Origin of the sequence: Massilia sp. UMI-21 (genome assembly GCA_015277795.1) — a bacterium.
In the GTDB taxonomy this organism is placed as follows: domain Bacteria; phylum Pseudomonadota; class Gammaproteobacteria; order Burkholderiales; family Burkholderiaceae_D; genus Telluria.
This window is the reverse complement of the sequence record CP063848.1, coordinates 1014236-1034263: the sequence shown is the minus strand read 5'-3', so window position 1 is coordinate 1034263 and position 20028 is coordinate 1014236. Positions and strand designations below refer to the sequence as shown.

Annotated in this window: 6 protein-coding genes, 4 tRNA genes and 6 rRNA genes; 1 reads left to right on the top strand and 15 read right to left on the bottom strand. The window is 57.7% G+C overall.

The features are described 5' to 3' along the window. Positions 1-1701, bottom strand: a complete 1701-nt coding sequence (locus tag IM543_04560) for an AMP-binding protein (protein ID QOY95161.1) — start codon at positions 1699-1701, stop codon at positions 1-3. 227 nt (positions 1702-1928) lie between these two features. Between IM543_04560 and IM543_04555 the strand changes: the two genes are divergently transcribed. Continuing rightward, positions 1929-2672, top strand: a complete 744-nt coding sequence (locus IM543_04555; protein QOY95160.1) for a hypothetical protein — start codon at positions 1929-1931, stop codon at positions 2670-2672. Between the two features lie 37 nt (positions 2673-2709). Here IM543_04555 and IM543_04550 read toward each other — a convergent pair whose 3' ends face one another. The 14 genes from IM543_04550 to IM543_04485 form a co-directional block, all read right to left on the bottom strand. After that, complete coding sequence (locus IM543_04550) at positions 2710-4119, bottom strand: wax ester/triacylglycerol synthase family O-acyltransferase (protein QOY95159.1); 1410 nt, start codon at positions 4117-4119, stop codon at positions 2710-2712. Between the two features lies 1 nt (position 4120). After that, the gene (locus IM543_04545; protein QOY95158.1) at positions 4121-6100 is read right to left on the bottom strand and encodes an SDR family oxidoreductase; all 1980 of its coding nucleotides are present in this window, start codon (positions 6098-6100) and stop codon (positions 4121-4123) included. A 9-nt stretch (positions 6101-6109) separates the two neighbouring features. Then, positions 6110-7765: a choline dehydrogenase gene (locus tag IM543_04540; GenBank protein QOY95157.1), complete on the bottom strand. Its 1656-nt coding sequence runs from the start codon at positions 7763-7765 to the stop codon at positions 6110-6112. A gap of 262 nt (positions 7766-8027) precedes the next feature. Further along, positions 8028-8140, bottom strand: a 5S ribosomal RNA gene (gene rrf / locus IM543_04535). A gap of 140 nt (positions 8141-8280) precedes the next feature. After that, a 23S ribosomal RNA gene (locus tag IM543_04530) occupies positions 8281-11172 on the bottom strand. Positions 11173-11400: 228 nt separating this feature from the next. Then, positions 11401-11476: transfer RNA gene (locus IM543_04525), tRNA-Ala, on the bottom strand. A 16-nt stretch (positions 11477-11492) separates the two neighbouring features. Next, positions 11493-11569: transfer RNA gene (locus IM543_04520), tRNA-Ile, on the bottom strand. Positions 11570-11651: 82 nt separating this feature from the next. Further along, a 16S ribosomal RNA gene (locus tag IM543_04515) occupies positions 11652-13186 on the bottom strand. Positions 13187-13384: 198 nt separating this feature from the next. Then, on the bottom strand, positions 13385-13819 hold the full coding sequence (locus tag IM543_04510; GenBank protein ID QOY95156.1) for a hypothetical protein: 435 nt from the start codon (positions 13817-13819) through the stop codon (positions 13385-13387). An 865-nt stretch (positions 13820-14684) separates the two neighbouring features. Further along, a 5S ribosomal RNA gene (gene rrf / locus IM543_04505) occupies positions 14685-14797 on the bottom strand. A 138-nt stretch (positions 14798-14935) separates the two neighbouring features. Then, positions 14936-17811: ribosomal RNA gene (locus tag IM543_04500) — 23S ribosomal RNA — on the bottom strand. A gap of 240 nt (positions 17812-18051) precedes the next feature. Further along, positions 18052-18127: transfer RNA gene (locus tag IM543_04495), tRNA-Ala, on the bottom strand. Positions 18128-18143: 16 nt separating this feature from the next. After that, a tRNA-Ile gene (locus IM543_04490) sits at positions 18144-18220 on the bottom strand. Positions 18221-18302: 82 nt separating this feature from the next. Continuing rightward, positions 18303-19837 (bottom strand): 16S ribosomal RNA (locus tag IM543_04485). Together the 16S, 23S and 5S rRNA genes with 4 tRNA genes alongside form the textbook arrangement of a ribosomal RNA operon. Between the last annotated feature and the right edge of the window lie 191 nt (positions 19838-20028).

The window sequence follows — 20028 nt, the reverse complement described above, 5'->3', positions numbered from 1 at the left end:
TCAGTCAGCCGGCGCGGCGGTGGCGCCGGCGGCGGCGCGCGCTTCCTGTTCCGCCACGACACGCCGCAATATCTTGCCGATATTCGATTTCGGCAAGGGCTCGGTGCGAAATGCAACGACCTTCGGCACCTTGTAGGGTGTCAGGTACTTCCTGCAGTGTTCGACCAGGGCCTCGGCCGTCAAGGCCGGATCGCGCCGCAGCACCACCACCTTGACCGTTTCCTGGTCCTGGCTGTCATGCGCCGCGATGGCGGCCACCTCGTACACGCCGGGATGCATGGCGACCACGTCCTCGACTTCGTTCGGGAATACCTTGAAGCCGGAGACGACGATGACGTCCTTCTTGCGGTCGACCACCCTGACCCTGCCCTGCTCGTCGATGACGCCGATGTCGCCGCTGCGCAGCCAGCCATCCGGGGTGAACACATGGGCGGTTTCGTCCGGCATGTTCCAGTAGCCGCGCATGACCTGGGCCCCGCGTACGCAGATCTCGCCCGGTTCGCCGAGCGGCACTTCGACGCCGGCGTCGTCGAGCAGCACCAGCTCGGTCGACGGGATCGGCAGCCCGACCGTGCCCGAGAACGTGGTCGCGTCCAGCGGGTTGGCGCAGACGAAGGGCGAGGTCTCGGTCAGGCCGTAGCCTTCGATGATGGGCTTGCCCGACAGCTGCTGCCAGCGCTGCGCCACCGAGCGCTGCAGCGCCATGCCGCCCGCCACCACCAGCTTGGCGCCGCGCAGGTCCACCTGGCGCATCTCGGGGGCGTTCAGCAGCGCATTGAACAGGGTGTTCACGCCGATCATGACCGTGAAGCGGGTATGCCTGAGTTCGCGGACGAAACCGCGGATGTCGCGCGGATTGGTGATCAGGACGATCCTGGCCCCGTAGGCGGCGAAGGTGAACATCGCGGTGAGCGCGAACACGTGGTACAAGGGCAGCGGAAGCACCACGATCTCCTTGCCCTCTTCCAGGGTGGCGCGGATCCAGGCAGTGATCTGGGCGATGTTGGCGACGATGTTGCCGTGGCTGAGGATGGCCCCCTTGGGCACGCCGGTGGTGCCGCCCGTGTATTGCAGGAAGGCGGTGTCGGCCGCGTCGAGCGGGACGTCCGGCGCCGCCGCGGATGCGCCGTGCGCCAGCGCCTCCGGGAACGGCACGGCCCCGGCGATGTGCCAGTCTGGCACCATGAGGCGTACGTAGCGGACCACCAGGTTCACGATCTGGGCCTTGGGAAAAGGCAGCAGGTCGCCGACGCGGGTAGTGACGACGTGGCGCACCGCGGTCGCCGGCAGCACCTGTTCCAGCGTGTGGGCGAAGTTTTCCAGCACCACGATGGCGTTCGCACCCGAATCCGCCAATTGGTATTGCAGTTCGCGCTCGGTGTACAGCGGGTTGACGTTCACGACCGTGCAGCCGGCGCGGAACGCGCCGAACAAGGCGACCGGGTACTGCAGCAGGTTGGGCAGCATGATCGCGACACGGTCGCCCTTGCGCAGGCCGGCCGCATGCAAGTGCGAGGCGAAGCGGCGCGACAAGGTGTCGAGCTCGAACCAGCTGATCGTCGCGCCCTGGTTGCTGAAGGCCGGCTTGTCACCGAAACGTTCGGCGACCCGGTCGAGCATCGCGGGCAGCGAGGGATAGGGAGCGAGATCGACCTCGGCGGGCACGCCCGGGGGATAGCTGTTCAGCCAAATCTTTTCCATGGCAGGCCTTGTGACACAAAGAGGCAGGTCGGCAGGTCGGGCAGGTGGGACTGGCCGTGGGCATGCGCCCGCAGCCGCCCGGTCTTACCGCGGCTTCCTGCACGATGGACCGCTTGATGGGGAGCGTATTGATCTACATCAGTGTGTGAAGCATCGCGCCTTGCAATTGCGTCGGCAAATTACGGTCCAATCGAACATGCGTGCATACCGATACCGAAGGAGCTGACATGGCCGGCAAACAGACGAAGAACGAGACGAAGTACGAGGCGAAGACCGAAACGAAGACGGAAGCAAAGACCGCCGCGGCCCATCCGCGCGCGCATGCGGACCAGTCGCATCACGCCGGAGACGGTGGCGCCCGGGCCGGACATGCCGCCCAGGCAGTGCAGCAAGGAATGGCCGACAGCCTCGCCGCGCTCGACGCCATCGAGGGCCAGATCACCGCGCTGGTTCGCAAGACGGTGGCCGACAGCCTCGGCACAGGGGGCGCGGCCGCCGACGAGATGGCGGAAGTGATCCGGCACGTGGTCAAGGGCGCGGTGATGGCAAGCGAGCAGGTGGGAAGCGGCCTGACCATCAGCATCACGAGCGTGTCCAAGGGCATCGTCGGCGGCGTGCACGACGTCGGCGGCGACGTGGTAGCTGCCTCGTTCGAGATCACACGCTCGCTGATCCTGGTGGCGGCGACCCTGGGCGCCGACCTCGGCATGGTGGCGCGGCGCGGCATCGATGGCCTGATCGAAGCTACCCGCGAGACCGGCGGCGATGCCGGCCAGGTCGGCCGGCGCGCGATCGAAGGCGCCATCGAAGCAGCGGGCGAGATCAGCCACACCGCAGTGCGCACCGTCAAGGATGTGCTGGTCGGTATCGCCGGCAGCCTCGGGCAGACCATCGAGGCCATGCTGCCGCACGGCGCGCACGCGCGTGCCGCCATCGGGACGCCGCCTGCGGCGAGCAAGCAGCATCACTAGCGACGGCGCCTGCACGACTGCCCCCGGTGGCACAGTGCTACCGGTCCGGCGGCGGCCACTGCATCATCAGTGCGCACAGGCGCAGCCCCTCGAACTCGTCGGTGAAGCGCTTGGTGATGTCCGCCGCATCCGGCACGCGCTGGACGTCGGCCATCACCCCGAAGCTGACCTGGCCATCATAGCTGAGGATACTCGCCCCGATCCCGATGCCGCCCGACTGCGGTACCCAGAACAGTTCGCGCTCGATGCGCCGGCCTGCCAGGTAATGCGGCTGCTCCGGACCGTGCACATTCGTGATCACGATGCTGGCGTTGGCGGCCAGCGCCTCGAGGATGCGCTCCTTGACGAACTCCGGCGCCACGCCCATTCCGGCCAGCAGGCCGAACGCCACCAGCGGCTGCTGCGAGGTTTTCAGTGCGGCCATGCCCTGATGAACCGCGTGGACCCGCTCGACAGGATCGGCAACGCCGACCGGCAGGTCGAGGAAGACCAGGCCGAAACGGTTGCCCAGTTCCGTCACCGGGCCCGCCGGACGCAGATTCACCGGCACCAGCGCACGCAAGGTCTGGCCGGCCGGTACATCGTCCGCTTCCTGCAGCCAGGCGCGCAGCGCGCCGGCGACGCAGGCCACCAGCACGTCATTGACCGAGCAGCCCAGCACGCCGGCCAGCGCCTTGACCTCGAGCAGCGGCAACGGTGCGCACCAGGCGATCCGCTTCGCAATACCGAGCTCACCCTTGAGCCGGGTCGGCGCATCGGGCGTCATGGCGGCGATCACGCCCGCCTGGAAAGCGAGGTCGACGCCGCGCCGGGCGTAGTCGAACGTACGCGAGGGATGGGCCAGCAGGCCGGTCCCGGCCGCCGCCAGGTCCAGCGCCCCACGCAGCGCAGCGCCGAGGACTTCGGCCGGCGGTCCGAAGACGCGCTCCCAGGCTCCCCGCCGGTCCGCGTGGCCCACCAGGTCGGACATGGGATGGCGCGGGTGCACGGGATCGGTGTCGGTCATGGCCTCGATAACATGCAGCAGCGCGAATCCGTCGCCGTAGCAATGGTGGATGCGCATGACCAGGGCGCTGCTGTGGGGGCCGTCGATCAGGTGCCATTGCCACATCGGCCTGCCGGGATCGAGCGCGGTACTGGCCAGCATGCTCGCCATGTCCTCGAGCGACGCGCCGGCATACGGGGCCAGGCGGCGCACATGCCAGTCGAGATCGAAACCGGGGTCAAACTCCCAGTGTGGATCGCCATGCGCGTCGACGATACGCTGGCGGAAGCGGTGGAAGCACAGCATGCGCGTGCGTATCACGTCCTTCAACCGCTGCAGGTCGACGTGGCCGTCCAGTAACATCATGCCGCAAATCATCATGAGGTTGACGGGCCGGTCCATGCGCAGCCAGGCCGCATCGACTGCCGACAATGTCTCGCGGGTGGTGGCGCCGGACGCCATGTCAGAGGTGTATGCCGCGCAGCAGCTGCTGCATCGCCTGCAGCTCGGGCGAGCTTGCCTCGGGTGCCGGGACGCCCTCGCCGCCCTCGCCGGGCGCCAGCCGGAAGGCGGTGTTCATGACGGCCTGGGCCAGGCGCGGTGTGAGTGCCTGCAGCGCGCGGCCGATCTGGCCAACCTCGGTGGCGATGCGCACCGGCTTGCCGACAATCGCCTGCACCACGAACCCGGCCGCTTCCTCTGGGGGGATCGCCGGCGCATGCCGGTAGGCGGCGGTCGGCGTGATCATGGGAGTGCGCACCAGCGGCATGTTGATGGTCGTGAAAGCGATGCCGAGGTCGGCGAATTCGGCCGCAGCGCATCCGGCCCAGGCTTCGAGAGCCGCTTTCGATGCGACATAGGCCGAGAAGCGCGGTGCGTTCGTCAGCACGCCGATCGACGAGATAACGATGACCTGCCCCGCACGGCGCGCCACCATCGAAGGCAGCAGGCCCATCGTCAAGCGTACCGCACCGAAGTAATTCAATTGCATCATGCGCTGGAAGTCGTGGAAGCGCTCGTAGCTTGCCTCGACGGTACGGCGGATCGAGCGGCCCGCATTGTTGACCAGGATGTCGACCCCGCCGTGGTCGGCCAGCACGGCCTGCACGAAGCGCTCGCAGGCGGCGATGTCGGACAGGTCGACCTGGTACGCCTGCACGGCGCCGCCTTGCTTGCCGATTTCTGTGGTGGCGGTGGCGAGCCTGTCGGCGTCGCGTCCGCAGATGAGGGTCGTCGCACCCGCCTGCGCCATCCTGTGTGCGGTGGCCAGGCCGATGCCCGAGGAGCCGCCGGTGATCAGCACGACCTTGCCGGCCACTTCGGCGCGCAGGCGACGCTCGATATCCAGCTCGGGATCGAGGTGGCGTTCCCAGTAATCCCATACGGCGGCCGCGTACTGCTCGAGCGGTGGGCAGACGATGCCGCTGTCCTCGAGCGCGGCCTGGGCCTGGCGGTTATCGAACCGGGTCGGCCAGTTGAGCAACCTGGCGACCCCCTCGGGCAGGCCAAGCTCGTGCATGACAGCTTCGCGCAGGCGCCGCACCGGCGCCAGTGCCGCCGAGCCTTGCCGGATCATGCCAGGCAGGAAGCCGAGCAGCGCCGCGTTTATCCGCAGGCTGAAACTGGGCGCATGCGCCGCATGGGCAAAGATGTTGAGTATTTCGCCGACGCGCCTTGACGTGGGGTCGGTCAGGTGGAAGCATTGGTGGTCGAGCCCGGGCCGGTGGGCGATGAAGTGCATGGCATCGACCACGAAGTCGACCGGCACGATATTGATTCGCCCACCCTCGATACCGATCGCAGGCATCCATGGCGGCAGGATGCGTCGTAACTTCTGGATCGGCTTGAAGAAATAATAAGGGCCGTCGATCTTCTCCGCTTCGCCCGTGCGGGAATCGCCCACTACCAGGCCGGGACGGTAGACGCGCCACGGTATGCGGCACTCCTGGCGCAGCACCAGTTCGCCCTCGTGCTTGGTCGAGAAATAAGGATGCCAAAGCCCTTCGGCCTCTTCGAACATGTCTTCACGAAAAACGCCTTCGGCCATGCCGGCTGCGGCGATGGAGCTCATGTGCTGGAAGCAGCCGGCCCCCAGCAGGTTCGCCAGCTGCACTGCCTGCCGTGTCCCTTCCACATTCGCAGCCAGCTGTTCCGCGGCGCCGGCGCGCAGGTCATACAACGCGGCCAGGTGGAAAAAATGGTCGAGCTTGCCCGACAGGGCGTGGCGGTCGACCTCGGACACCCCGAGGCCCGGCAGCAGCAAGTCGCCGTTGACCGGGATCGCGCGCGTGTCGTCCACGCCCCAGTACGCGAGCAGGTCGGGCAGCTTTGCCCAGCTTTCCTGGCGCAGCAGGAACCAGACGATGCTGTCCGGCGCCGCCAGCAGTTTCCTGACCAGGCGCTTGCCGATGAAGCCGGTGGCGCCCGTGACGAAGTAATGCATCTCGTCTCCTCAACGCGGCTGATTCGCCGCGGCCGGACCGGCGGGTGTGAACATCCTCGCCCCCGCTTCCGCCAGGACCAGATCGGCGGCCTTTTCGCCGATCATCACGACGGCGGCATTGGTGTTGCCGCCTACAAGGGTGGGCATGATCGAGGCGTCAGCCACGCGCAAGCCCGCGATGCCGTGCACGCGCAGCGTGTCGTCCACCACCGCCATGGGGTCATGGCCCATTCGGCAGGTGCCCGCAGGGTGGTAGATCGATTCGGCCTTGCGGCGGATGAAGCGCACGATGTCGTCGTCGGTGCGCACGCCTGGCCCAGGAAAGATCTCCTCGCCACGATAGAGATCGAAGGCCGGGGCCGCCAGCACCGCGCGCGCAGCCTTGACGCCGGCCACCAGCGGCACCAGGTCAGCCGGGTCGGACAGAAAGCGCGGGTCGATCAGGGGTGCGTCGGTAGGATCCGCACTGTGCAGGGAAACGCGACCCCGGCTTTGCGCCCGCAGCGCACACACGTGCAGCGCATAACCATGGCCCAGCATCGTAAAAGCAGCACTGCGCAAGTCGCGGGCGTGGCCGTCGAGATGTGCCGGCGTGAAATGGAGCTGCAAGTCGGGAATTGCGGCGCCAGGCGAACTCCTGAGAAAACCGCCGCCTTCGGCCGAGTTACTGGTGAGCGGCCCGCGACGATGCACGGCATAGTCGAACAGGTGCTTCAGCCACGCCGGCAGCGTGGCTGGCGAAATACCCAGCGACACCGGGCGCGTGCAGCGGTGTACGACCAATGCATCGAGATGGTCCTGCAAGTTGCGGCCCACCCCGGGAAGGTGGTGGCGTACCGGGATGGCGTGGCCCAGCACCCCGTCTTCCGGTCCAATTCCCGACAGCAGCAGGAGTTGCGGTGAATTGATGGCGCCCGCCGCCACCAGTACCTCGCGCCGGGCAGCGGCGCTGCGCACGCGACCGCGGTGCAGATAGTCGACCCCGGCGGCGCGCTGCCCCTCCAGCCGAATCCGGGTGGCGTGCGCACCGGTAAGTACGGTCAGGTTCTTCCGCTGCAGCGCCGGATGCAGGTAGGCACGCGCGACGCTCCAGCGCTCGCCATGTTTCTGCGTGAGTTCGTAGCAGTTGACGCCTTCCTGGATCGGGCCGTTGAAGTCGGGATTGCGGGCATATCCGGCTTCGACGGCGGCCTCGACGAACACGCGTGTCAGCAGATTGGTTGAACGCTGTGTCGCCACGTTAAGCGGACCGTCGACGCCGTGGAACGGCGACGGCCCGGCTTCGTGATGTTCAGCGCGCTTGAACAGCGGCAGGACATCGGCATAGCTCCAGCCGCGGTTGCCAAGTTCGGCCCAATGATCATAATCGCTCGCGTGGCCGCGGGTGTAGACCATCGCGTTGCTGGCGCTGCTGCCGCCGAGAGTTTTTCCACGGGGATAGTACAAACGGCGACCGTCGAGGTGGCGCTGTGGCACGGAATAGTAACGCCAGTTAAGACGTTTGCTCATCATCATGTGCACCATCCCGAGCGGCATTCGGATCAAGGGATGGGTATCGGGTGGTCCCGCCTCGAGCAGGCAGACCGACAGGTCGGGATTGGCGGAGATGCGATTGGCCAGCACGCAACCTGCCGATCCGGCTCCAACGATAACGTAGTCGTACATGTCGCGCCCGCTTCCGTATATGCCCCTTGGCCTCTCTGCCTATATTTCCAGTTGGTGCAGGTGCTGATCTGAGCTGCATCAATGCGTGCAAAGCTTGTGGCGAGACTTTCCTGTACCCTGGAGCAAGCAGCGGTAGCGCGTGCAAACACGAAAGAAACGCAAAGCGCGAGGGTGCGCGATGCGCAGTCCGGCGGCGGGATTTTGCTTGTGCAAACGCAAAAAAGCCCACCAGGATCACCTGGTGGGCTCTTTCATATAACTAGCCTGACGATAACCTACTTTCACACTGGTTGCAGCACTATCATCGGCGCAAAGTCGTTTCACGGTCCTGTTCGGGATGGGAAGGGGTGGGACCGACTTGCTATGGTCATCAGGCTTTGACTTGTCTAGAAATTTGACCACATGGTCAAACTTCTACAATCCGGGAAGAAGTAAGTTTCTTTTTATTCTTGGGTAGCAGTATCAACAAACTGCAGCTGTATTTCTTGACTTGTTCTATATCCTACCAAGGTTATAGGGACAAGCCGTACGGGCAATTAGTACTGGTTAGCTTAATGCATTACTGCACTTCCACACCCAGCCTATCAACGTCCTGGTCTCGAACGACCCTTCAAGGAGCTCAAGGCTCCGGGAAATCTCATCTCAAGGCAAGTTTCCCGCTTAGATGCTTTCAGCGGTTATCTCTTCCGAACTTAGCTACCCGGCAATGCCACTGGCGTGACAACCGGTACACCAGAGGTTCGTCCACTCCGGTCCTCTCGTACTAGGAGCAGCCCCCTTCAAATTTCCAACGCCCACGGCAGATAGGGACCAAACTGTCTCACGACGTTTTAAACCCAGCTCACGTACCACTTTAAATGGCGAACAGCCATACCCTTGGGACCGGCTACAGCCCCAGGATGTGATGAGCCGACATCGAGGTGCCAAACTCCCCCGTCGATATGAACTCTTGGGAGGAATCAGCCTGTTATCCCCAGAGTACCTTTTATCCGTTGAGCGATGGCCCTTCCATACAGAACCACCGGATCACTATGTCCTACTTTCGTACCTGCTCGACTTGTCGGTCTCGCAGTTAAGCACGCTTATGCCATTGCACTATTAGCACGATGTCCGACCGTACCTAGCGTACCTTCGAACTCCTCCGTTACACTTTAGGAGGAGACCGCCCCAGTCAAACTGCCTACCATGCACTGTCCCCGATCCGGATAACGGACCAAGGTTAGAACCTCAAACGAACCAGGGTGGTATTTCAAGGTTGGCTCCACCGGAACTGGCGTCCCGGTTTCAAAGCCTCCCACCTATCCTACACAGATTGGTTCAAAGTCCAATGCAAAGCTACAGTAAAGGTTCATGGGGTCTTTCCGTCTAGCCGCGGGTAGATTGCATCATCACAAACATTTCAACTTCGCTGAGTCTCGGGAGGAGACAGTGTGGCCATCGTTACGCCATTCGTGCAGGTCGGAACTTACCCGACAAGGAATTTCGCTACCTTAGGACCGTTATAGTTACGGCCGCCGTTTACTGGGACTTCAATCAAGAGCTTGCACCCCATCATTTAATCTTCCAGCACCGGGCAGGCGTCACACCCTATACGTCCACTTTCGTGTTTGCAGAGTGCTGTGTTTTTATTAAACAGTCGCAGCCACCAGTTTATTGCAACCCTTTCACCCTTCCACAGTAAAGTGGTCAAGCTACCGGGGCGTACCTTATCCCGAAGTTACGGTACCAATTTGCCGAGTTCCTTCTCCCGAGTTCTCTCAAGCGCCTTAGAATACTCATCTCGCCCACCTGTGTCGGTTTGCGGTACGGTCTCGTATGACTGAAGCTTAGAGGCTTTTCTTGGAACCACTTCCGATTGCTTCGCGGCATAAAGCCACTCGTCTCGACCCCTTGAATTCCGTGCCCGGATTTGCCTAAGCACCTTCTATGAGTCAAAAACTAGCTATTCCAACAGCTAGACAACCTTCCGCGATCCGTCCCCCCATCGCATCATACGACGGTGCAGGAATATTAACCTGCTTCCCATCAGCTACGCATCTCTGCCTCGCCTTAGGGGCCGACTCACCCTGCTCCGATGAACGTTGAACAGGAAACCTTGGGCTTACGGCGTGCGGGCTTTTCACCCGCATTATCGCTACTCATGTCAGCATTCGCACTTCTGATACCTCCAGCATCCTTCACAAGACACCTTCGCAGGCTTACAGAACGCTCTCCTACCATATAGATCAAGTGATAAATCACGAGAAATATATCCGCAGCTTCGGTGACTGGCTTAGCCCCGTTACATCTTCCGCGCAGGACGACTCGATCAGTGAGCTATTACGCTTTCTTTAAATGGTGGCTGCTTCTAAGCCAACATCCTGACTGTTTTAGCCTTCCCACTTCGTTTTCCACTTAGCCAATCTTTGGGACCTTAGCTGGCGGTCTGGGTTGTTTCCCTCTTGACGCCGGACGTTAGCACCCGACGTCTGTCTCCCAAGCTCGCACTCATCGGTATTCGGAGTTTGCAATGGTTTGGTAACTCGCAATGAGCCCCTAGCCATAACAGTGCTCTACCCCCGATGGTGATACTTGAGGCACTACCTAAATAGTTTTCGGAGAGAACCAGCTATTTCCAGGTTTGTTTAGCCTTTCACCCCTACCCACAGCTCATCCCCTAATTTTTCAACATTAGTGGGTTCGGACCTCCAGGGCGTGTTACCGCACCTTCATCCTGGCCATGGGTAGATCACCTGGTTTCGGGTCTACACCCAGCGACTGTCGCCCTGTTCGGACTCGATTTCTCTACGGCTCCCCTATTCGGTTAACCTCGCCACTGAATGTAAGTCGCTGACCCATTATACAAAAGGTACGCCGTCACCCCACGAAGAGGCTCCGACTGTTTGTATGCACACGGTTTCAGGATCTATTTCACTCCCCTCCCGGGGTTCTTTTCGCCTTTCCCTCACGGTACTGGTTCACTATCGGTCGATTACGAGTATTTAGCCTTGGAGGATGGTCCCCCCATGTTCAGACAGGATTTCTCGTGTCCCGCCCTACTTGTCGTACGCTTAGTACCACCGATCTGATTTCGCATACGGGACTATCACCCACTATGGTTCCTATTTCCAGAGGACTCTGCTATCAGTTCGACTATCACGTACAGGCTCATCCCATTTCGCTCGCCACTACTTTGGGAATCTCGGTTGATTTCTTTTCCTGCAGCTACTTAGATGTTTCAGTTCGCCGCGTTCGCTTTGCATACCTATGTATTCAGTATGCAATGACCTATAAGGCCGGGTTTCCCCATTCGGAAATCTGCGGATCAAAGTGTGTTTGCTCACTCCCCGCAGCTTATCGCAAGCTACTACGTCCTTCATCGCCTGTAATCGCCAAGGCATCCACCATGTGCACTTATTCGCTTGTCCCTATAACGTTGGCCCCTGCTGACAACAGGGATCGTCATAGAAAATCAAGAGTACAGCTTAATTGCATGTTTGTTGATACTTGATTACTACCCTAAGTGTGCACTTTTACATGCACGCTTAAAAAAACTTTACTTCTTCCAGATTGTTAAAGAACGAAAAAACAGTGATCTCGAAAAGACCAAACCTAAGCATCTTCTTGCTTACGTTTGCACTTTCAGAACCAGGTAATGGTGGAGGATGACGGGATCGAACCGACGACCCCCTGCTTGCAAAGCAGGTGCTCTCCCAGCTGAGCTAATCCCCCGTTACTTGCGATAACTTGGTAGGGCTGGTTGGACTCGAACCAACGACCCCCGCGTTATCAACACGGTGCTCTAACCAGCTGAGCTACAGCCCCGACATACACTGTTGTTCTCTTTACTAACAGCCGATAAGCGTGGACGCTTGATGATGGAGACAAGCTCCTGGTGCTACTCTAGAAAGGAGGTGATCCAGCCGCACCTTCCGATACGGCTACCTTGTTACGACTTCACCCCAGTCACGAATCCTACCGTGGTAAGCGCCCTCCTTGCGGTTAAGCTACCTACTTCTGGTAAAACCCGCTCCCATGGTGTGACGGGCGGTGTGTACAAGACCCGGGAACGTATTCACCGCGACATGCTGATCCGCGATTACTAGCGATTCCAACTTCATGTAGTCGAGTTGCAGACTACAATCCGGACTACGATACACTTTCTGGGATTAGCTCCCCCTCGCGGGTTGGCGGCCCTCTGTATGTACCATTGTATGACGTGTGAAGCCCTACCCATAAGGGCCATGAGGACTTGACGTCATCCCCACCTTCCTCCGGTTTGTCACCGGCAGTCTCATTAGAGTGCCCAACTAAATGTAGCAACTAATGACAAGGGTTGCGCTCGTTGCGGGACTTAACCCAACATCTCACGACACGAGCTGACGACAGCCATGCAGCACCTGTGTGAAGGTTCCCTTTCGGGCACTCCTAAATCTCTTCAGGATTCCTTCCATGTCAAGGGTAGGTAAGGTTTTTCGCGTTGCATCGAATTAATCCACATCATCCACCGCTTGTGCGGGTCCCCGTCAATTCCTTTGAGTTTTAATCTTGCGACCGTACTCCCCAGGCGGTCTACTTCACGCGTTAGCTGCGTTACCAAGTTAATTAAAACCCGACAACTAGTAGACATCGTTTAGGGCGTGGACTACCAGGGTATCTAATCCTGTTTGCTCCCCACGCTTTCGTGCATGAGCGTCAATCTTGACCCAGGGGGCTGCCTTCGCCATCGGTGTTCCTCCACATCTCTACGCATTTCACTGCTACACGTGGAATTCTACCCCCCTCTGCCAGATTCAAGCCTTGCAGTCTCCAATGCAATTCCCAGGTTGAGCCCGGGGCTTTCACATCAGACTTACAAAACCGCCTGCGCACGCTTTACGCCCAGTAATTCCGATTAACGCTTGCACCCTACGTATTACCGCGGCTGCTGGCACGTAGTTAGCCGGTGCTTATTCTTCAGGTACCGTCATTAGCGCAGAATATTAGTCCGCACCGTTTCTTCCCTGACAAAAGAGCTTTACAACCCGAAGGCCTTCTTCACTCACGCGGCATTGCTGGATCAGGCTTGCGCCCATTGTCCAAAATTCCCCACTGCTGCCTCCCGTAGGAGTCTGGACCGTGTCTCAGTTCCAGTGTGGCTGGTCGTCCTCTCAGACCAGCTACTGATCGTCGCCTTGGTGAGCCTTTACCCCACCAACTAGCTAATCAGACATCGGCCGCTCCAAAAGCATGAGGCCCGAAGGTCCCCCACTTTCATCCGTAGATCGTATGCGGTATTAGCGTAACTTTCGCTACGTTATCCCCCACTTCTGGGTACGTTCCGATGTATTACTCACCCGTTCGCCACTCGCCACCAGGCCGAAGCCCGTGCTGCCGTTCGACTTGCATGTGTAAAGCATGCCGCCAGCGTTCAATCTGAGCCAGGATCAAACTCTTCAGTTCAATCTCTGTTTGTTGACTCTTTCGAGTCATCCGCATTGCTGCGGAGTCGCTCACTCAAGATACTGACCGTTATCTCATTGCTGAGACAACGCTTAATACTTTTGTGAACATTTGATAGTTTAAGTATGCAGCTGAGCGAACCCAGCCGGCACCTTCATCAAACGCCCACACTTATCGACTGTTGATTGTTAAAGAACTTTATTCTGTACTACCTTGCTGCACCGTACGAAGCGTTGTGTTCGTCAGCAGCAGAGAAGCGAGATTATGCAGTGCTTCGCTTAACTCGTCAACCCCTTGTCTCTTTCGCTGTCGCTGCTTGAAAAGCAGCGCTGTGCATCGGAGGAACGAGACTATAGCAAACTTGGTTGATGTCGGCAAGGGCCGCACGGTAACGGAAGAAGCTTTTCGGCATACTGTTAAGTCATAGAAAATATAGCCTGACAGAGCCAGTCCATGGCAAGGAAAATACGCGACATGATCGAAGCGGCGCGTGTCGCTCTTCCAGAAAGACCGACCCTGTTGTGCTTCCAGACGTTCGCTGTGCTCACGGCGGTTCGGCGCCATGAACGACTTCGCGACGTCTTCCCATGCAACCAGGTTGATCGTGGTGATCGCCTCTATGGCGACGATCATGAGGTTGGCGGTGCAGGGCCCTGCTCGATCGGGTTATTGGACTCATGGCCTGGATATGGTCCGAACTGGTCAGTAGTGCGCTCTCCCCCTCCCCTATTGACCGGCGCTCGACAGATTCAGCATCTTCCATCTCGTGAGCGACAGCCTGCAGAGCGCAGGAAGCCAGCATCGGCATCGCATTCGGGATGATGGCCCTGGTATCGGGCTGCTTGGCGCATCATGTCGCACGGAAATCACGCTTTGTCCGCTTGCGAGCGAGATTGACCAATACCGACTAATGTGAGTTGTCGAACAGATGAGCATTCTTGCAGCCGGATAATACCTAGTGCGACATTCATTGAGACTAGATTGAACCGTGCCGTTGCACGACGGTCGAAGCACGTCAGCTGCGAGAAGCAGCAAGGATGTTGAACTGGGCTACATTCGCCGACCCAAAGTTCCGATATCGGGGGGAATGTATACGGTGGTGAGTGTTAGCCCAGCCGTGCAAAGTACCGGCGACTACGGCGCATAGAGGCAGAGCGGGCATGTTGGCTCGCCTCCTGTCGGGTCGCGGTGTCGCACAGCTGGGAACCCGGCCGGGAAACTGGTCGGGCAGAAGCCTCGGTTTTCAACCGGGGCTTTTTTTCGTCCAGCTTACTGATGCCAAGGAAATGCATGCGAGACGGGTTTTGCTTTGCAAAAGCAAGAAAACCGACAGGGCGAACATTCGCCGTGCGGATCCAAGCGCTGGGGTATTGCCTGTCAACGCAAGAATGCCCGCAGAGAGCGAGGATGCGCAGTGCGCGTCCGGGCGGCGGGATCTTGCTTGTGCAAACGCAAAAAAGCCCACCAGGATCACCTGGTGGGCTCTTTCATATAACTAGCCTGACGATAACCTACTTTCACACTGGTTGCAGCACTATCATCGGCGCAAAGTCGTTTCACGGTCCTGTTCGGGATGGGAAGGGGTGGGACCGACTTGCTATGGTCATCAGGCTTTGACTTGTCTAGAAATTTGACCACATGGTCAAACTTCACCAATCTTGGAAGAAGTAGTTTTTTCTTGTTCTTGGGTAGCAGTATCAACAAACTGCAGCTGTATTCCTGACTTGTTCTATATCCTACCAAGGTTATAGGGACAAGCCGTACGGGCAATTAGTACTGGTTAGCTTAATGCATTACTGCACTTCCACACCCAGCCTATCAACGTCCTGGTCTCGAACGACCCTTCAAGGAGCTCAAGGCTCCGGGAAATCTCATCTCAAGGCAAGTTTCCCGCTTAGATGCTTTCAGCGGTTATCTCTTCCGAACTTAGCTACCCGGCAATGCCACTGGCGTGACAACCGGTACACCAGAGGTTCGTCCACTCCGGTCCTCTCGTACTAGGAGCAGCCCCCTTCAAATTTCCAACGCCCACGGCAGATAGGGACCAAACTGTCTCACGACGTTTTAAACCCAGCTCACGTACCACTTTAAATGGCGAACAGCCATACCCTTGGGACCGGCTACAGCCCCAGGATGTGATGAGCCGACATCGAGGTGCCAAACTCCCCCGTCGATATGAACTCTTGGGAGGAATCAGCCTGTTATCCCCAGAGTACCTTTTATCCGTTGAGCGATGGCCCTTCCATACAGAACCACCGGATCACTATGTCCTACTTTCGTACCTGCTCGACTTGTCGGTCTCGCAGTTAAGCACGCTTATGCCATTGCACTATTAGCACGATGTCCGACCGTACCTAGCGTACCTTCGAACTCCTCCGTTACACTTTAGGAGGAGACCGCCCCAGTCAAACTGCCTACCATGCACTGTCCCCGATCCGGATAACGGACCAAGGTTAGAACCTCAAACGAACCAGGGTGGTATTTCAAGGTTGGCTCCACCGGAACTGGCGTCCCGGTTTCAAAGCCTCCCACCTATCCTACACAGATTGGTTCAAAGTCCAATGCAAAGCTACAGTAAAGGTTCATGGGGTCTTTCCGTCTAGCCGCGGGTAGATTGCATCATCACAAACATTTCAACTTCGCTGAGTCTCGGGAGGAGACAGTGTGGCCATCGTTACGCCATTCGTGCAGGTCGGAACTTACCCGACAAGGAATTTCGCTACCTTAGGACCGTTATAGTTACGGCCGCCGTTTACTGGGACTTCAATCAAGAGCTTGCACCCCATCATTTAATCTTCCAGCACCGGGCAGGCGTCACACCCTATACGTCCACTTTCGTGTTTGCAGAGTGCTGTGTTTTTATTAAACAGTCGCAGCCACCAGTTTATTGCAACCCTTTCACCCTTCCACAGTAAAGTGGTCAAGCTACCGGGGCGTACCTTATCCCGAAGTTACGGTACCAATTTGCCGAGTTCCTTCTCCCGAGTTCTCTCAAGCGCCTTAGAATACTCATCTCGCCCACCTGTGTCGGTTTGCGGTACGGTCTCGTATGACTGAAGCTTAGAGGCTTTTCTTGGAACCACTTCCGATTGCTTCGCGGCATAAAGCCACTCGTCTCAACCCCTTGAATTCCGTGCCCGGATTTGCCTAAGCACCTTCTATGAGTCAAAAACTAGCTATTCCAACAGCTAGACAACCTTCCGCGATCCGTCCCCCCATCGCATCATACGACGGTGCAGGAATATTAACCTGCTTCCCATCAGCTACGCATCTCTGCCTCGCCTTAGGGGCCGACTCACCCTGCTCCGATGAACGTTGAACAGGAAACCTTGGGCTTACGGCGTGCGGGCTTTTCACCCGCATTATCGCTACTCATGTCAGCATTCGCACTTCTGATACCTCCAGCATCCTTCACAAGACACCTTCGCAGGCTTACAGAACGCTCTCCTACCATATCTATTGCTAGATATCCGCAGCTTCGGTGACTGGCTTAGCCCCGTTACATCTTCCGCGCAGGACGACTCGATCAGTGAGCTATTACGCTTTCTTTAAATGGTGGCTGCTTCTAAGCCAACATCCTGACTGTTTTAGCCTTCCCACTTCGTTTTCCACTTAGCCAATCTTTGGGACCTTAGCTGGCGGTCTGGGTTGTTTCCCTCTTGACGCCGGACGTTAGCACCCGACGTCTGTCTCCCAAGCTCGCACTCATCGGTATTCGGAGTTTGCAATGGTTTGGTAACTCGCAATGAGCCCCTAGCCATAACAGTGCTCTACCCCCGATGGTGATACTTGAGGCACTACCTAAATAGTTTTCGGAGAGAACCAGCTATTTCCAGGTTTGTTTAGCCTTTCACCCCTACCCACAGCTCATCCCCTAATTTTTCAACATTAGTGGGTTCGGACCTCCAGGGCGTGTTACCGCACCTTCATCCTGGCCATGGGTAGATCACCTGGTTTCGGGTCTACACCCAGCGACTGTCGCCCTGTTCGGACTCGATTTCTCTACGGCTCCCCTATTCGGTTAACCTCGCCACTGAATGTAAGTCGCTGACCCATTATACAAAAGGTACGCCGTCACCCCACGAAGAGGCTCCGACTGTTTGTATGCACACGGTTTCAGGATCTATTTCACTCCCCTCCCGGGGTTCTTTTCGCCTTTCCCTCACGGTACTGGTTCACTATCGGTCGATTACGAGTATTTAGCCTTGGAGGATGGTCCCCCCATGTTCAGACAGGATTTCTCGTGTCCCGCCCTACTTGTCGTACGCTTAGTACCACCGATCTGATTTCGCATACGGGACTATCACCCACTATGGTTCCTATTTCCAGAGGACTCTGCTATCAGTTCGACTATCACGTACAGGCTCATCCCATTTCGCTCGCCACTACTTTGGGAATCTCGGTTGATTTCTTTTCCTGCAGCTACTTAGATGTTTCAGTTCGCCGCGTTCGCTTTGCATACCTATGTATTCAGTATGCAATGACCTATAAGGCCGGGTTTCCCCATTCGGAAATCTGCGGATCAAAGTGTGTTTGCTCACTCCCCGCAGCTTATCGCAAGCTACTACGTCCTTCATCGCCTGTAATCGCCAAGGCATCCACCATGTGCACTTATTCGCTTGTCCCTATAACGTTGGCCCCTGCTGACAACAGGGATCGTCATAGAAAATCAAGAGTACAGCTCGTTGCATGTTTGTTGATACTTGATTACTACCCTAAGTGTGCTCACTCGTCATTGCTGACTCGCTTACACGCTTAAAAAAACTTTACTTCTTCCAGATTGTTAAAGAACGAAAAAACAGTGATCTCGAAAAGACCAAACCTAAACCGCAGAGGCTTACGTTTGTGCTTTCAGAACCAGGTAATGGTGGAGGATGACGGGATCGAACCGACGACCCCCTGCTTGCAAAGCAGGTGCTCTCCCAGCTGAGCTAATCCCCCGTTACTTGCGATAACTTGGTAGGGCTGGTTGGACTCGAACCAACGACCCCCGCGTTATCAACACGGTGCTCTAACCAGCTGAGCTACAGCCCCGACATACACTGTTGTTCTCTTTACTAACAGCCGATAAGCGTGGACGCTTGATGATGGAGACAAGCTCCTGGTGCTACTCTAGAAAGGAGGTGATCCAGCCGCACCTTCCGATACGGCTACCTTGTTACGACTTCACCCCAGTCACGAATCCTACCGTGGTAAGCGCCCTCCTTGCGGTTAAGCTACCTACTTCTGGTAAAACCCGCTCCCATGGTGTGACGGGCGGTGTGTACAAGACCCGGGAACGTATTCACCGCGACATGCTGATCCGCGATTACTAGCGATTCCAACTTCATGTAGTCGAGTTGCAGACTACAATCCGGACTACGATACACTTTCTGGGATTAGCTCCCCCTCGCGGGTTGGCGGCCCTCTGTATGTACCATTGTATGACGTGTGAAGCCCTACCCATAAGGGCCATGAGGACTTGACGTCATCCCCACCTTCCTCCGGTTTGTCACCGGCAGTCTCATTAGAGTGCTCAACTAAATGTAGCAACTAATGACAAGGGTTGCGCTCGTTGCGGGACTTAACCCAACATCTCACGACACGAGCTGACGACAGCCATGCAGCACCTGTGTGAAGGTTCCCTTTCGGGCACTCCTAAATCTCTTCAGGATTCCTTCCATGTCAAGGGTAGGTAAGGTTTTTCGCGTTGCATCGAATTAATCCACATCATCCACCGCTTGTGCGGGTCCCCGTCAATTCCTTTGAGTTTTAATCTTGCGACCGTACTCCCCAGGCGGTCTACTTCACGCGTTAGCTGCGTTACCAAGTTAATTAAAACCCGACAACTAGTAGACATCGTTTAGGGCGTGGACTACCAGGGTATCTAATCCTGTTTGCTCCCCACGCTTTCGTGCATGAGCGTCAATCTTGACCCAGGGGGCTGCCTTCGCCATCGGTGTTCCTCCACATCTCTACGCATTTCACTGCTACACGTGGAATTCTACCCCCCTCTGCCAGATTCAAGCCTTGCAGTCTCCAATGCAATTCCCAGGTTGAGCCCGGGGCTTTCACATCAGACTTACAAAACCGCCTGCGCACGCTTTACGCCCAGTAATTCCGATTAACGCTTGCACCCTACGTATTACCGCGGCTGCTGGCACGTAGTTAGCCGGTGCTTATTCTTCAGGTACCGTCATTAGCGCAGAATATTAGTCCGCACCGTTTCTTCCCTGACAAAAGAGCTTTACAACCCGAAGGCCTTCTTCACTCACGCGGCATTGCTGGATCAGGCTTGCGCCCATTGTCCAAAATTCCCCACTGCTGCCTCCCGTAGGAGTCTGGACCGTGTCTCAGTTCCAGTGTGGCTGGTCGTCCTCTCAGACCAGCTACTGATCGTCGCCTTGGTGAGCCTTTACCCCACCAACTAGCTAATCAGACATCGGCCGCTCCAAAAGCATGAGGCCCGAAGGTCCCCCACTTTCATCCGTAGATCGTATGCGGTATTAGCGTAACTTTCGCTACGTTATCCCCCACTTCTGGGTACGTTCCGATGTATTACTCACCCGTTCGCCACTCGCCACCAGGCCGAAGCCCGTGCTGCCGTTCGACTTGCATGTGTAAAGCATGCCGCCAGCGTTCAATCTGAGCCAGGATCAAACTCTTCAGTTCAATCTCTGTTTGTTGACTCTTTCGAGTCATCCGCATTGCTGCGGAGTCGCTCACTCAAGATACTGACCGCTATCTCATTACTGAGACAACGCTTAATACTTTTGTGAACATTTGATAATTTAAGTATGCAGCTGAGCGAGCCCAGCTGGCACCTTCATCAAACGCCCACACTTATCGACTGTTGATTGTTA